The sequence below is a fragment of the Photobacterium sp. ABD4_091 genome (assembly GCF_056160145.1).
In genome coordinates this window covers 69,423-83,289 of sequence record NZ_JBSWWQ010000003.1, presented here as the reverse complement: position 1 = coordinate 83,289, position 13,867 = coordinate 69,423, and the positions used below count along the sequence as shown (strand labels likewise).

Genomic DNA, 13,867 nt, shown 5'->3' with positions numbered 1-13,867 from the left:
CACATAATTTATTTTTATAATTCATTATCTTAGTCGTCGAATAGGTAAAGTAAAATACCGTATATGGAATGGAATCCTCTATATAAGGCTGTTTGAAATCCTATTACGTAATAAAAGCTTAATAAATATTGTAAAGGACAAGAAATGAAAGCTAAATTATTGTCAACGTTAGTTGTTTTATTATTTTCTGTTAACTCACATGCTGCAGATCAAGTATCGAAGTATGCCAAAAGCTCAGGGGTTAAATCGTGCTTAACAGCAGTATCAGAGATCGAGCGCTTTTTTGCTGACGGGAGAAACTATGGCTCTTGGGCGTTAATTGCACAGGAAAGCCCTAATAATCAGCCAGTTAATGCTTCACTAGAGCTGACATTTAATGATGGTAGTCAACTTATAGATTTTACCGTATCACCACACCAGGATGGCACGTGTAGCTATAGTTACACGAGAACATGGTATAGCTCAACGAATTGTATGGCAGTGAGCCAAGAAGACTTTATGTCTAAAGCTAGATATAAGACGCAGCTAAATCAAAACATCACTGCCTTTGAAGATGGTGATGCGAAATTAATGCTAATGCCTGCAGGTAATGGCTGCGTGGTTCAGAAAAAAGAAGTTGGCTTTAGGTTCAAGAAGTTCGATTCTTAATACATGAATACAAGGCAGTAACCGCTGGTAATCTATTTATAGGGTTACTGCCAAATTCAGCTTTTTATTAACCTCATACTGATATATTAGTACCGATTAAGCTGCCCGCCGTAATCGATTCTTGGCCTTATCGAACATGAATGGGATAAGGAAAATCGCGAAACAGACCAACCAAGGTCGCATATCATCTTTAACGTAGATGCTATATCCTGCTGCTGCCAGCAGGTAGATAAAGGGTATGGTTTTACTGTGCGCCTTGAGGGATCTCAATGCCAGAAAGTACCCAGCAATGGTATTCAAACCTAGCCACAACAAAGACTCTGTTGAACCAATAGACGAACTAAGCGGTGCCGGAAGATATACCTGAGAATAACTGCTCATCGGCGTAATTAGGCTAGCCGCCAAATGAATGCTGATCCCCGCACTCAGACCAGCTGCAATCGGCTTGGCATAGTTTGAGCGTACGATTACTAACACTATCAAGGGCAGTAACACGCTGTGGGTGAGGATAGAGCGGTGGTGCAGCAGGGACATTAGCTGCTTATCCACATCAGGCCAGTACAGACCCAAATACAGAAACAGCGCGAATACCACCAAGAGTAAGTGCTTCATGAAATGTCCCTTTTAAAAAGAAAATAATAACTTAGCTAGCGTTGAGAGGGTAGAGGTGAAAAACAGCGAGTATAGAGTTATTTAGAAACTGAAAAATAAAGTAAAGAATGTATTTTCAAATGCTACTTATATATCCAAATACTGAATCGAGTTGAGTGATATGTCTATTTGTAAATAAAAGTTTCAAGGTTCCAAACTAGGGCTTTTACAACTCTGTCGCAAAAGTTGGGGGTATAATGTGATGCCTAGCTAAATGTACAATAATGAATATAAATAAATGCACCGTCATCAGTGATATTCCTCTCAAAAATAGATGTTACATTTTGAATGCAACTGAGTGCTGGTGCTACCAGTTGCTCTCTTGTTGTGTGAATAATGTGCCGTTCAAACATCGATGTTTAATTCAAAGAAATAATTCAACGTCGGCTAGGAAGAAATAGATCGCTCTATAGGGTGTTTATTTCGTAATAATAAAAAAAAGGAAAACTAATGTCGTACATTTCAACAAAAATGTGGGTTACACCACTACTCGGGATGTCCTTTAGTGTGATAGCAAGCCCTGCAATTACTATTGACAATATCAGTGGTAATACAGTTCATGGCGCTGTTCAATCACTTCATATGAGTGGTATCGCTGCTGATAGTGTAAATCCAGCACTGTCACCGATGGAGAGGCACACCTATACACCAGAAGATGGTTTTTTCTCTTCAGCGGCAATTAATATTAAAGAAGGCGATATTATTCCGCTTGTCGGAGTGTTTGATACAGGCACTCAATCCTATGAAGTTTGCGGCGAAAATGTATTGTTTTCCGATTCAATGCAATTTCAGTATAACGGTGAGCAGTGTATTGCTGTTCAGCCGACTAATATTATTTCCAGTTGTAAGGATCTAGAAAGTATTGGTAAAGGTCCAAACTATCCAGGAGCCTCACATGAAGAAGCGTGGTCGCTTGAAGGGCATTATGAACTAAGAAGCGATATTGATTGTTCTGCGACTAGTGATAGTTCTGACGATTCTTTTGGTGATGACGGTTTCCAAATCATAGGTGATATGGAAGCGTTCTTTACCGGTTCTCTTAATGGTAATAACTACACCATTAAGGAACTTTATCAGCGCTCAGAGTTAACGGGCGGTATCTTTTATCGGCTTGACCCAGGTTCTTTGATTCAGAACCTTTCTATTGAGTCGGCTGATATTCATGCACTTTACCGTTCGGGTATTTTATCGTCGATGTCCTTGGGGGATATTGCCAATCTGAACGTGTCTGGTTCTGTCACTCAACTGTATCCGGCTCTAGCCATAGAGCCAATTGGTGGGGTTTCTGCAACCGGCTCTGGTAATTATCACAATATCCATGCTGATGTTCATATTCAGGGTGGGGCTGATAACGACTCCATCGGTGGCTTGTTTGGTGCGACATATCCTGGGTTGGTGATCACCGACAGTAGCGTGACGGGATCCATTCGTCATGGCAAAAATGTAGGTGGTATGTTGGGGAGTGCAGCACAATCAGGAACGGTGCACAACTCGTTTGTTTACGACATGGTCATCGATACTTTTGCCCACGATACAAGCCGTGTAACGGGTGGGTTAATTGGTATATCTTCTATTCGTGATATCAAAAACGTTTACGTCAGTAATGTCGATATCTCAAGTCATGGCAAGGTGCAAGCGGCTGGCCTATTGGGCATGTTGACGGGGGGCGTGCCAGTCGCAGCAGAAAATGCCTATGCGACAGGCAGTATTGTCAGTCATGCAGATAGCAACAATGAAATTGCCGCAGGCTTTATTGCAAGGAACGTAGCACCGGGCGCCGTTGAGCATGGCTTTACGTCTATGGACTTAAATGCTGGCTTTATCTATCGTCTTTCAAGCGCACATGCGCCATATAGCTATTACAACAAAGACCGTGAGTATATCGGCAGTGTTCAAGATACGGCTTCACAGCCTACGTCGAAAAAAGAGCTGAAGAATCCCGATTGGTATATCACGCATCTCAACTGGACCGAAGACGATTGGGCATTCAAAAAAGGCTATTACCCAATCCTTAAAGGACAAGACGGAAATGTGCTCGACAACCAAGAGTGGGTGCGCGTGAAATAAGCAATATTTAACAGCGATAGCTTGTTAAATTCATTTGTTTCAATCTAAACAAAACCCCTTCTCATCCTAGGGGTTTTGTTGTTTTGTATTCAAAAAACGTATGTATGATGGTTTTTGATAGTTGTAGCTTATTATTCTGTACGGTTGTTTTTGGGAGTAAGATCACTGTAATTCACCTTGTATGCATTTAGCTTTATATGGTTATGTTTTGTAGGCATAGAATGATAGGAGGATTTTTATGCATACTCACTGCCCATGCTGCACTCATTATGTTTTCTTGAACCAGATACATAGAACATGGATTGACAAAATAGCGCATCGAAAAGCGTTAAAGTATCTGTGCCCCAATTGCTCTGCGATCTTGTTTTCCCATCGTCACAAGCACCAAATATGGGTGGCAAAAAAAGGTAATAGTGAGCATGAAGTAATATAATTATCGCTCAGTAATGATGAGGCGAGGGTGTGAAGGATAATTATTCATCTCTTCACCATATTTGTCATTACTATCAACTGGTATGTTTTGCTGTGACAGCAGTTTGCAGATCTAGTCACAGCCAACCATCTTGATGTCGGGGTGGGAACAGGGTATTACCTGAAGCAAAACTTGCCGGCTGGGGGCCAAAGAATCGCTTTGGTTGACCTGAATGAGAACAGCCTAGAGTCAACGGCTAAAGCCATCGAGCATTTAAAGCCTGAGGTCTACCGTCGCAATGTGCTCGAGCCGTTTGGACTGGGGGGGGAGATGTTTGATTCGGTAAGCATTAACTACCTGCTGCACTGTCTGCCGGGAAGCATGGCTGAAAAAAGTATCGTTTTTTCGCATATTAAAGAGGTGATGAATACCGGAGGCATGGTGTTTGGCAGCACGATTCTCGGCCAGGGGACGCCGAAAAATGCCTTCGCCCAGAAACTGATGTCGTTCTATAACAAGAAAGGTATTTTCTGTAATGAGAACGACGAACTTGTCGCTTTAGAAGAGGCTCTGAATAAGCATTTTTCGAATGTAAAAGTAGAAGTGATCGGCTGTGTGGCCCTGTTCTCAGCAACCAAGCTCTCGGCAACCAAAGCATAACCAAACGCTTCCCAAAAAAAACGGCTTTCAGAACAATCTGATAGCCGTTTTATTTTTTATAAATTTCGCCTAATACATCAGTAGCCAGTAAAGGCAAAATCGACAGGAACTGGAGAATCGATGACAGTGGGTTCTGAATTGAGTAAACCTGTTTTGGGGTCTATGGCGAACCTAACAATGTTGTTTGAGTTCTGGTTTCCAACACACAAATGACGATCATCAGGTTCAATGACCATGCCTCGTGGGCAGTCACCTTGGGTTGATGTCCAGTTCAGCGCAGTGAGCTTGTATGTGTCAGGGCAAACCTTGAATTGTGCGACAGAATTCATGCCCCGGTTTGTTGCGTATAGGTATTCACCACGTGAGTCGATACAAACCTCTCCCCCTGTATTTCCGCCAGCAGCCACTTTACCCGGATTCGTTGGGTCAAAGTCAGGGCGAACAAAATCAGTGTCTGTCGGTAGCATTGAGATGGATTGAAGCCAAATCATGCTTCCTCTTTCACTATTAAATCGGAACACATCAATAGAAGAGGACAGTTCATTTAGTACATAGACAGACTGCTCTGAGGGGTGGAATACAAGGTGCCTTGGACCACTACCGGATGCGATGTTAGCGACGGGAACAGGCGCTGAGTTGAGCTCTCCATTGTCGCCTAGCGTCCAGCAGAAGATTTGATCAACCCCTAAATCGACACCCAGCACATACCTGCCTGTTGAGCTACTGGTGATCATATGCGGGTGGGAAGCGGATTGACGATTGGCTTCGGCACCCGAGCCATTGGCTTGGTTGACATGCTGGTGAACACACTCACCCAAGCTGCCATCTTCATTGATAGGGTGAATCACAAAATTGGCGCTACCGTAATTGGCACTCATTAGGTAACAACCAGTGGCGTCTACTTCGCAATGACATGGCCAGTTGCCGTTCGTGAGCTGTGAATTGACAAAAGTCAGCTTGCCGTTTTCTTCATCAATACAAAACGCACTTACCATACCTTCTAACTTACGGTCATCAACACCAAGCTCATTGACACAGTAAAGCATTGTATTGTCATGATTAAGTGTGATGAAGGAAGGGTTTGGTGTTTCAATAACCTGGATGAGCTCTAGCGAACCATTAGGCTCAATAGAATATACAGAAATACCTTTTGAGGTGCTTTGCTCAGAGGCGCCAGGGGCAAAATGGGGGTACGTATAGCTTGCAGTATACATAAAGCGTGAATTGGATACGGAAGCTTGTGGTTTCATGTTCGTTCTATCCCTTGAATATCACATCCAAGCCGGGGCTTGGATGTGATTTTGTCGTTTTATTTATGCTTTAGCTGACTGAAGCTTACCTTCAGCCTCTTCATCTTGTGCTTTCCACTGCTGCTCAATTTCTTCCAGTGACATGCCTTTAGTTTCAGGCATGACTTTCAATGTGAAGATAATCTGAGGGATCAAAATTGCTGCAAAGAACAGGAAGATTGCGCCAACAGGGATAATTTCACGAAGCATTGGGAAGAACTGATTCAAGAATGCCTGACATACCCAAACCATGATGGTTGCTACTGCTACCGCTCGTCCGCGAACCTTTGTCGGGAAGATTTCGTTCATCACGACAAACTTGATCGGTCCCATTGAGAAGGCGAAGAAAGCCACAAAAGCACACATCAGGAATACCAGCAACATACCTGAATCTTGGCCATTTAAGAACAGCAAACCAATCATAGTGTGAGCTGCGATGACACCAAGCGTACCCGTTAGCAGAAGCTTTTTACGACCAGCAATGTCCATTAGCCACAATGCGATCACAGTGAAGATCACATTCACGATACCGATAATCGCAAAGCCACCTAATGAGTCACCTAAAGATAGGCCGGCTTTTTCCAGGATGGTTGGACCGTAGAAAAAGACGACGGTGATACCACTCATTTCAGAGAAAAATGACAGGGCAACAGCGATCTTAAGTGCCTTTTTGTTTCCGCCTTTGAATAAGTCAGTGAACTTGCCCGTTTCTTCGGAGATGACATTCTTCAGGTCTTGAACGAGAGAGTGTGCTTCTGTTTTACCTGCGACTTTTTCAATGATGACACGTGCTTCGTCTTCACGATTGTTTGCGATTAACCAACGAGGGGATTCTGGAATCACAAGGCACATCAGGACAAATACGATTCCCGGAATACCCTCCGCTAGGAACATGCCGCGCCATGCTTCTGAGCCAAACAACCAGCCGATCAAGCCTTCAGTCTGACCACTTGCAATCAATGAGTTCGAGTAGCTCTGGATCCCTGCATTAGAGAATAGAGAGATCATGATGCCCACGGTGATAGCAAACTGGAATAGCGTGATCATTCGGCCACGCACATTGGTCGGTGAGATCTCTGAAATGTAGAGAGGAGAAATGAGAGTTGCGATACCAACACCGAATCCACCAATGAGTCGGAAGAAGATCAGCGAGTTTGCATCCGTTGCAAAAGTACATCCCATTGCCGAAATAAACAGAACCAGAGCGGCTAAGAAAAGGTTCTTTTTACGACCGTACCGGTCACTCAGTTTACCGGCCAATGCGGTACCCGCAATACAGCCGACAACGGCGCTACTGACAAAGAAACCTTCTTGCCATGGCAAGAAACCAAACTGAGCTTTGACCAGTGAGATGGTGCCAGAGATAACAATGAGATCAAATCCGAAGAAGAATCCGCCAAGGGCAGAGACCAAACAGATAAACCATAGATATCCATTACTATGTGCTTTGTTCATATCATTTTCCTAATGATCACGTGTTTTTGTTTTAGATTTCGATTTTAAATATCCCTAACCGTAAGTTGTCTGTGGCAACTTTTTGGATGAGGAATTAGAAACTTGGATTATTTATCCACTTACCTAATGCCGGGATGAAGCGTTGTCCCACCCAGGCAAAAACTTCTTTGATACGCACGCCGAACGGAAGGTCAGCCGGAGAGCCATCTTGAGGGATATAACCAATGACTTTTCTTGAACTATCAAGGCACCACTTCATCCCTTTGTTGTTGGACATAAGGTTCACAACAACATGGCCATTGATATCGGCAAATAGGGATTGCTCCATACCGTGTAGGTAATCGCGGTCGCTTAACCACATAAGTTGGCCCCAGCGGCCCATTTCCATATGCGCGCCGGGTTGATTGTCGTGGGTCCATTGTGTCCAACCGATTCGGGCACTGACGACTTCCATCCCATGGTGGTCTGCAAAGTATTGCCCTGTACGTTCACCGACTAGCTTGGTGACACCGTATGGGTTAACAGGGTTTGGGGTAATATCCGGGGTCAGCTTGGCGTTGATGAAGCGATAGCCACCGACAACCCAGTTAGAGCTGGCGAATACAAAACGCTTAACTTGGTGTTTTGACGCTGCGTGAAACACGTTATACAGAGCATCGATATTATTTGGGATCGCCGATTCCCAGCCACACTGGTTATCGCGGTCTGCTGCGAGATGAATAACACCGTGGCAGTTTTCAAACACGCTCGCCCAACTTTCTTCATACTGAGTAATATCGCCGACAACGATTTTTTCATCATCACTAGGACGGATATCTAACCCCCAGACGTCGAGATCTTCTCTGGCGCTGAGGTAGTCATACACTTTCTTACCTAAGTGTCCGGTTGCTCCAGTAATAACGATTTTTTTCATGTTTCAGTTCCTTACGACAAACACCACAAGCTAATATCTGATATCTAATATATTAGTTTGATTGCTGTTAAAAAGAGATGGAGTTCAAACTGTTACTTTTACCATCATATTGATTTGAAGAATTGTGTTTCATCACTACATAAGTAACTTTTTGGGGGCTTTAGGTGGTTTGTCTCACGCTTTGCTGAAAATAGCTCTTTGTAGTTATCTGATATATCAGTTGTATTTAGGGCTTGAGTGCCTGGCGTGTACCGAGTGATCGTGCTTTTTTCGATGCAGTCGTTGGTGAAGCAGTCGTTGGTGCAGCCAGGCTTGGAGGGAAGTATCTAAAGACGTTTTTTATTGGAAAGGGTGATATATGAATACAGTGAGGCCATTATCATGACAGAGCCAATCGATTTAGACAGGGTGAGCTGTTCTTCAAACAAGGTGAAACTCATGATTAGCGTCCAGATAGGCTCTAAAATCATGATTAACGAAGCGGTTTCAATCGTTGTCGAGCGTTGTCCAATGGTTTGGGTGAGGTATCTCATTGCAGTGGCTATCAGGGTCGCTAAAGCAAAATATCCCCACGTGGTATGAGAAACTGAAATACTTGGCATTCCTTCGAGAATATAGAGGAGTAGGCCACTTAAACCGACCACAAACATTTGAATGCAAATAGAAGGAAGTGGTGATACTTGAGCACTTACCCCTTTGTTGAGAACAAAGTGTATCGATAGTAAACATGATGACAGGAAGAAATACCCCAAGCTTTCATCGATATGCCAGCCATTGGTTAATGTCAGAAGCATCATTCCAGCGATTGCCATGGGAAGCGACAACCAGAAGGCAACATTAGGCCGCACTCTCAATATGACCCATTGGGTTAGCGGGGCAATGATCATGGCCAAGCTCATAATAAATGCCCCTTCCGCCAAGCTGTCAGTAATACTGACGGCGTAAACCCATACATGTATAGAGGTGGCGAGCAAAGCACCTATTAAGATCAGTTTTCTAAAAAGCCGGAAAGCAATTTGTCGGATGTCACGAAAGCAAAACGGCAATAGCAGGGAGCTTGCTATAAGGAAGCGCCCACTGATAAAGACATTGCTTGGCATTTCATACAAAACATACTTTGATGTCACCCAACCAACAGCGGCGAATAATGTCGCCGTAAGAAGTAACCACTCTCCTTTAATTGAATGTTGCATGCGCTTTGCTCCTAGTGGTTGTCTTCAAACATGACAACCACTTTGCCGACGGTGCGTTTATTTCGCAGTTCAATTAGGGCATTTCCTGCTTGGCTCAATGGTATCGTCTTGATTTGAGGGGCTTGGATACTCCCTTGATTGAGCAGTTTGTTGAAGGACTTACCTGCCTGCAGAATGGATTCACGTCCAAGTTCACCGTTATTGTAGCCAGCACCTAAGCTAAGCTGGTGGACACTGACACCTCTTGCTTTGGCCTGCTCGTAGCGAGTGAGATTGGCCGTTTCAACTAACTCCACCATTTCCCCGTCAAATTTCAGAGCGTTGGCACAATAGAGCTCGGAATCGCCGCCGACACAGTCAAGAGCGGCATCGACGCCTTTGCCTGTGGTGACTTCCATGACCTCTTTGACTACATCCTGTGTTTGATAATCAATGACATGTGTCGCCCCTAATTGTTTGACGTATTCAGTATTAGCTTGAGAACAGGTCACAATGATTGTTTTGATACCGAAATGCTTGGCTATTTGAATGGCGTAGCTGCCTACACCGCCTGAGCCGCCTGTAATTAGCAGAGACTCACTGTGCTGAATACGAAGCTTGTCCACCAGTGCTCGCCAGGCTGTCCATCCTGCACAGGGGGTAGAGGCGGCGAAGTCGACAGCAATATTTGGTAATCGAGTCAGAGTTCGACGATCTTGCACACAGTACTCGGCTAGCCCTCCGAATTGACTGAACATATTGCCGTGAAAGAGCACTTTGTCACCGATTTGCCATGACGTTTCATCGTCGGTGACATCGACAATTTCCCCAACGACATCTAACCCGACAACAAAGTTATCATCCATATCGTCTACAAGGGGGTGCCAATGAACGATTTTGGTATCAACCGGATTCAGCCCGCAGGCGATGACTTTGACTACAACCTGGTTGCTGGCCACAAGGGGGACGGGAAGTTCTTGGAGTCGAAATTGGCCTTCGTTCTTGCTGTAAGTAATGGCTTGCATTTTAGTTTCTCCCAAATAAAAAAGAGCTTTCCTCAGTCACGAAAGAAAGCTCAAAGATAGTCATAATCAGGACTGACTAAATAATGTTTGCTTTTTGAGCAACATAAATTGAACCAATAGCAGAGAGATCTTGCGTATCATTGCATTGGTAAACAGGGTTATCGGGAAACTGTTGCTTGAGAAGCTCTGCCGTCGCTTGGCAGAGTAAACCTGAGCCACCGATGTATACTGGCGTTTCTGACGTAAAGCGAAGTTGTGGAGCGGAGCTTAGTGCTTTGATATCAGAATGCAGGATGACACCGATCAGGAAGCTTGCCAGCTTCTCATGGGGCTTACCTTCAAATTGTTCTTGGAGTCTGATCAAGAATAACGCGTGGCCAAGGCCGTATTTCTCAGCGGCTTGATAGCCTTCAAGCAAGGCATCATTGCACAGCGACTCAGAGAAACAGTTCTCCAGTGAGCTTGTGAGGATAGTATGGTTCGTGATGATGGCATTGAGTTCGCCTGCAAGCGTCGTGCAGCAACCTTGAATCGCTTGTTGGGAATCAATAGCAACAAACTTTGAGTGCGAGCCCGGTAAAGCAATGATCGCATCTTGGTTGATATTGAACAGATCTGCGATGGCTAATGCTTCAACTTCCTCACCTCGCATAATATCTAGTCCGGCAACGGATTCTAGGTTATCGGTATCTAGGTTTTTTACGCCCGGGATGAAGTGGATTGGAAGCGCTGAAATAGCCGGGATCACAACCGATTTTATGTTAGTTGCAAAGCTGTCTAGTGAGACAGGGGCAACTAGGTGAGGCACCTCATGCAGTCCAAGGTTGGATGTGATCATACCTGCAGCAAGGATTGCCTGAATATCTGAATCTTGTAGAGAGTGTTTGCTCTTAAGTTCATTGACTGCGTCAGCAATGGTGGTGATTAATTGCTGGTTATTGCCATCGATACTGGTATTACGAACACCGACATTCGCCTTAACCTGATCAACGCGTTGTTTATCATCAAATAGCGCTACGCGGGTATTGGTAGTGCCTGTATCTATTGTAATGATCAATGGAATAGTCCTCAGAAAAGGCCCATCCCAAGATGGGCCCTATAGGTCAATTAGATGCGGCCAAACTTAGAAAGCAGCTGTTCAACAGTGGCGCCGTTTAGGATCTCTTCACGCACTTTCTTTTCGTTCTCAGCAAGTTGTTTCGCTGCTGGGTATACTTCCTCTACGAACTCGTAAGGAACAACAGTTACACCTAGCTCATCAGCAACAACAAGGTCGCCAGGTTTTACAATTTGGCCACCACAAACAACTGGCACGTTGATTTCGATAGGCTCAGTACGACCTGTTTCTGCAGAGTGTGCTGCACGTGGCGAAACTGAACGAGAAGCGATAGGGAAACCAAGCACTTTAGACTCATCAGTGTCACGAACAGAGCCGTCAACAACCGCACCCACAACACCTGCAGCACGTGCTAGGCCAGACATCAAACCACCCCAGATAGATGTGTTTGGCGTACCATTAGCATCGATAACCACTACATCACCCGGCTTGGCAATGTCGAAGATAGGCAGACAGTCAACGATATCGCCTGGCTTAAGTTTTACCGTAAGAGCAGTACCGATAAATGGCTTGTTGCTTGAACGGAATTTGATCTCGTGATCCATAACACCGTCACGCTTGAATGCATCACTGAATACAGCACTAACACTTAGCGTGTCAGTCATCTCTGCACATTTAGCGATCAGCTCTTCGTTAACTTCAGGACGAGGGTTGATGATTTTCTTTGCGTATTCCATTTTTACTTCCTAATTGATTCAATAGCTTGCTTGTACTGACAAGCATTTTGGTAAATTTTGTCGAACTCTTGGTTTTCGACGATTGTGTTGTTTACTAAGTTGGAGCCAATGCCAAATCCAACCGCGCCGGCTTTTGCAAATTCCGGGATGTTGTCTGCGTTTACGCCGCCAACTGCAATAAATTTGAGATCTGAGAGTGGAGCACTGAGAGCACCTAAATAACCTGGACCTAATAGGCCACCCGGGAAGAGCTTGATGAAATCTGCTCCCGCGGCATCTGCTTGAACCGCTTCTGTCGGTGTCATCACACCAGGTAGCGATACCATGTCCAATTCACGTGTTTTCTTGATCACTTCAGGGTTGAAGTCTGGCGATACGATGAATTGGCCACCTAACGCTTTTACTGTTTTAACTTGCTCAACCGTCGTTACTGTTCCCGCGCCAAATATCAGCTGATCAGAAAAGTCAGTTGCCAATATATCGAGTGCGGCCAGCGTATCTGCTTCACCGTTCTTGCGATCAAAGGTGACTTCAACCAAACGAATTCCACCCTTGATCAGAGCGTTCATCGTAGGACGAACATTGTCTGGGGATATGCCTCGGACAATGGCAAATACTTTGTGCTCTTCGATCGCAGCGATGGTTTCATTTCTCATGATTACTGTTCCGAAATAGGTGTTTTGACACGGGCAACAGGATCAAGAGGTTCACCACCTAGCAGTACTGCTTTGGCATTTTCAGCCGCAATACGACGACATTCTTGGAATGCTTCTTGAGAGACATAAGCAACGTGCGGCGTGACGATACAGTTGTCCAAGCCGAAGATCGGGTTGTCATTCGGGTTCCAGTTATCCAACTTCGCTGGTTCTTCTTCTGGATCATCTAGGCCCGCAGCTGCAATCCAGCCCTCTACTAGTGCTTTGTATAGCGCGTTGTTATCGACAACCTTTCCGCGAGCACCGTTGACCAGAACCGCATTTGGCTTCATTTGACGGAGACGATCTTCGTTGATCAGACGATCTGTTTCCGGTGTGTGTGGACACATCACGTTAACAACGTCTGAGGTTGCAATTAAGGTATCTAAATCAACCTTTTCGACCCCAAAAGTGTTCATGTAAGAACCAGAGACATATGGGTCAAATGACACAACCTTGAAACCAAGCGCCGTCATTTTTTTCGCAATGTTCTGTGCAATGCGGCCGAAACCAATCAAGCCCCAGGTAGAAGAGCGGAAGCGCTTAGGAACTAAGCCATCCATATCCCAGTGCCAATTGCCCTCGTGGGTAAATTTGTTATATGCCGGAATGCGTCGAAATAGTGTCAGGCCAAGAGAAATAGAGTGGTCTGCAACCTCATCAATACAGTAGTCAGGTACGTTAGAAACCTTGATGCCGTGGTCATAGCAAGCTTCGACATCAAGAATGTCTACGCCAATACCGTAACGACAAATAATTTTGCAGTTATCTAGTTGCTCGATAGTGGTTCGAGGGATCTTTGCATACTGCTGCAAAATTGCGTCGGCATCTTTAGCTAGCTCACCTAAGCCAATACCTGTTTTGCATTTTAGGCCGATGACTTCAGCGCCAATTGGCTCCAATACACTGCGCTCAATTTCTAGGTCTGGGTAGTCATAGTCGGATACATAGACTTTGAACTTGGTCTCACCTGTCATTTCACATTGCCTCTTTGTTGTGATGCATGATATGTGAGATCTAACATATCAGTCGATTTTTAAGATCGAAATTCCTTTGTTTTCAAACTGTGATCAATCCCAAGAAACC

At 44.7% G+C, this 13,867-nt stretch carries 12 protein-coding genes and 1 pseudogene; 3 read left to right on the top strand and 10 right to left on the bottom strand.

Features of this window, described 5'->3' with window-relative positions:
* The first annotated feature begins 144 nt into the window (after window positions 1–144).
* Complete coding sequence (locus tag ACXAGQ_RS21875; protein ID WP_475256756.1) at window positions 145–648, top strand: hypothetical protein; 504 nt, start codon at window positions 145–147, stop codon at window positions 646–648.
* Between the two features lie 96 nt (window positions 649–744).
* On the opposite strand, the gene ACXAGQ_RS21870 is transcribed toward ACXAGQ_RS21875, so the two are convergent.
* Window positions 745–1,260: a hypothetical protein gene (locus tag ACXAGQ_RS21870; RefSeq protein ID WP_475256755.1), complete on the bottom strand. Its 516-nt coding sequence runs from the start codon at window positions 1,258–1,260 to the stop codon at window positions 745–747.
* Between the two features lie 489 nt (window positions 1,261–1,749).
* On the opposite strand from ACXAGQ_RS21870, the gene ACXAGQ_RS21865 reads away from it, so the two are divergent.
* A complete protein-coding gene (locus ACXAGQ_RS21865) occupies window positions 1,750–3,366 on the top strand; it encodes a hypothetical protein (RefSeq protein WP_475256753.1) in 1,617 nt (538 codons plus the stop codon).
* A gap of 529 nt (window positions 3,367–3,895) precedes the next feature.
* A pseudogene (locus tag ACXAGQ_RS21860) lies at window positions 3,896–4,438 on the top strand (class I SAM-dependent methyltransferase); the annotation flags it as partial.
* 77 nt (window positions 4,439–4,515) lie between these two features.
* On the opposite strand, the gene ACXAGQ_RS21855 reads toward ACXAGQ_RS21860, so the two are convergent.
* From ACXAGQ_RS21855 to ACXAGQ_RS21815, 9 genes are all read right to left on the bottom strand, one after another.
* Window positions 4,516–5,688, bottom strand: coding sequence for a lactonase family protein (locus tag ACXAGQ_RS21855; RefSeq protein ID WP_475256751.1), 1,173 nt, complete (start codon window positions 5,686–5,688; stop codon window positions 4,516–4,518).
* Window positions 5,689–5,751: 63 nt separating this feature from the next.
* A complete protein-coding gene (locus tag ACXAGQ_RS21850) occupies window positions 5,752–7,182 on the bottom strand; it encodes a sugar porter family MFS transporter (RefSeq protein WP_475256750.1) in 1,431 nt (476 codons plus the stop codon).
* 94 nt (window positions 7,183–7,276) lie between these two features.
* Window positions 7,277–8,095, bottom strand: a complete 819-nt coding sequence (locus ACXAGQ_RS21845; protein WP_475256748.1) for an NAD-dependent epimerase/dehydratase family protein — start codon at window positions 8,093–8,095, stop codon at window positions 7,277–7,279.
* A gap of 326 nt (window positions 8,096–8,421) precedes the next feature.
* The gene (locus ACXAGQ_RS21840) at window positions 8,422–9,288 is read right to left on the bottom strand and encodes a DMT family transporter (protein WP_475256746.1); all 867 of its coding nucleotides are present in this window, start codon (window positions 9,286–9,288) and stop codon (window positions 8,422–8,424) included.
* An 11-nt stretch (window positions 9,289–9,299) separates the two neighbouring features.
* Window positions 9,300–10,292, bottom strand: coding sequence for a zinc-binding dehydrogenase (locus ACXAGQ_RS21835; protein WP_475256745.1), 993 nt, complete (start codon window positions 10,290–10,292; stop codon window positions 9,300–9,302).
* Between the two features lie 76 nt (window positions 10,293–10,368).
* Window positions 10,369–11,349 carry a 2-dehydro-3-deoxygalactonokinase gene (locus ACXAGQ_RS21830; RefSeq protein WP_475256744.1) on the bottom strand — a complete coding sequence of 327 codons (981 nt, stop codon included), beginning with the start codon at window positions 11,347–11,349 and terminating at the stop codon, window positions 10,369–10,371.
* A 50-nt stretch (window positions 11,350–11,399) separates the two neighbouring features.
* Window positions 11,400–12,086: an RraA family protein gene (locus tag ACXAGQ_RS21825; protein ID WP_475256743.1), complete on the bottom strand. Its 687-nt coding sequence runs from the start codon at window positions 12,084–12,086 to the stop codon at window positions 11,400–11,402.
* Window positions 12,087–12,088: 2 nt separating this feature from the next.
* Window positions 12,089–12,742 (bottom strand): bifunctional 4-hydroxy-2-oxoglutarate aldolase/2-dehydro-3-deoxy-phosphogluconate aldolase, encoded by a 654-nt coding sequence (locus tag ACXAGQ_RS21820; protein WP_475256742.1) that lies wholly within the window; start codon window positions 12,740–12,742, stop codon window positions 12,089–12,091.
* Window positions 12,743–12,744: 2 nt separating this feature from the next.
* Window positions 12,745–13,758 carry a C-terminal binding protein gene (locus ACXAGQ_RS21815; RefSeq protein ID WP_475256741.1) on the bottom strand — a complete coding sequence of 338 codons (1,014 nt, stop codon included), beginning with the start codon at window positions 13,756–13,758 and terminating at the stop codon, window positions 12,745–12,747.
* Window positions 13,759–13,867 lie beyond the last annotated feature (109 nt).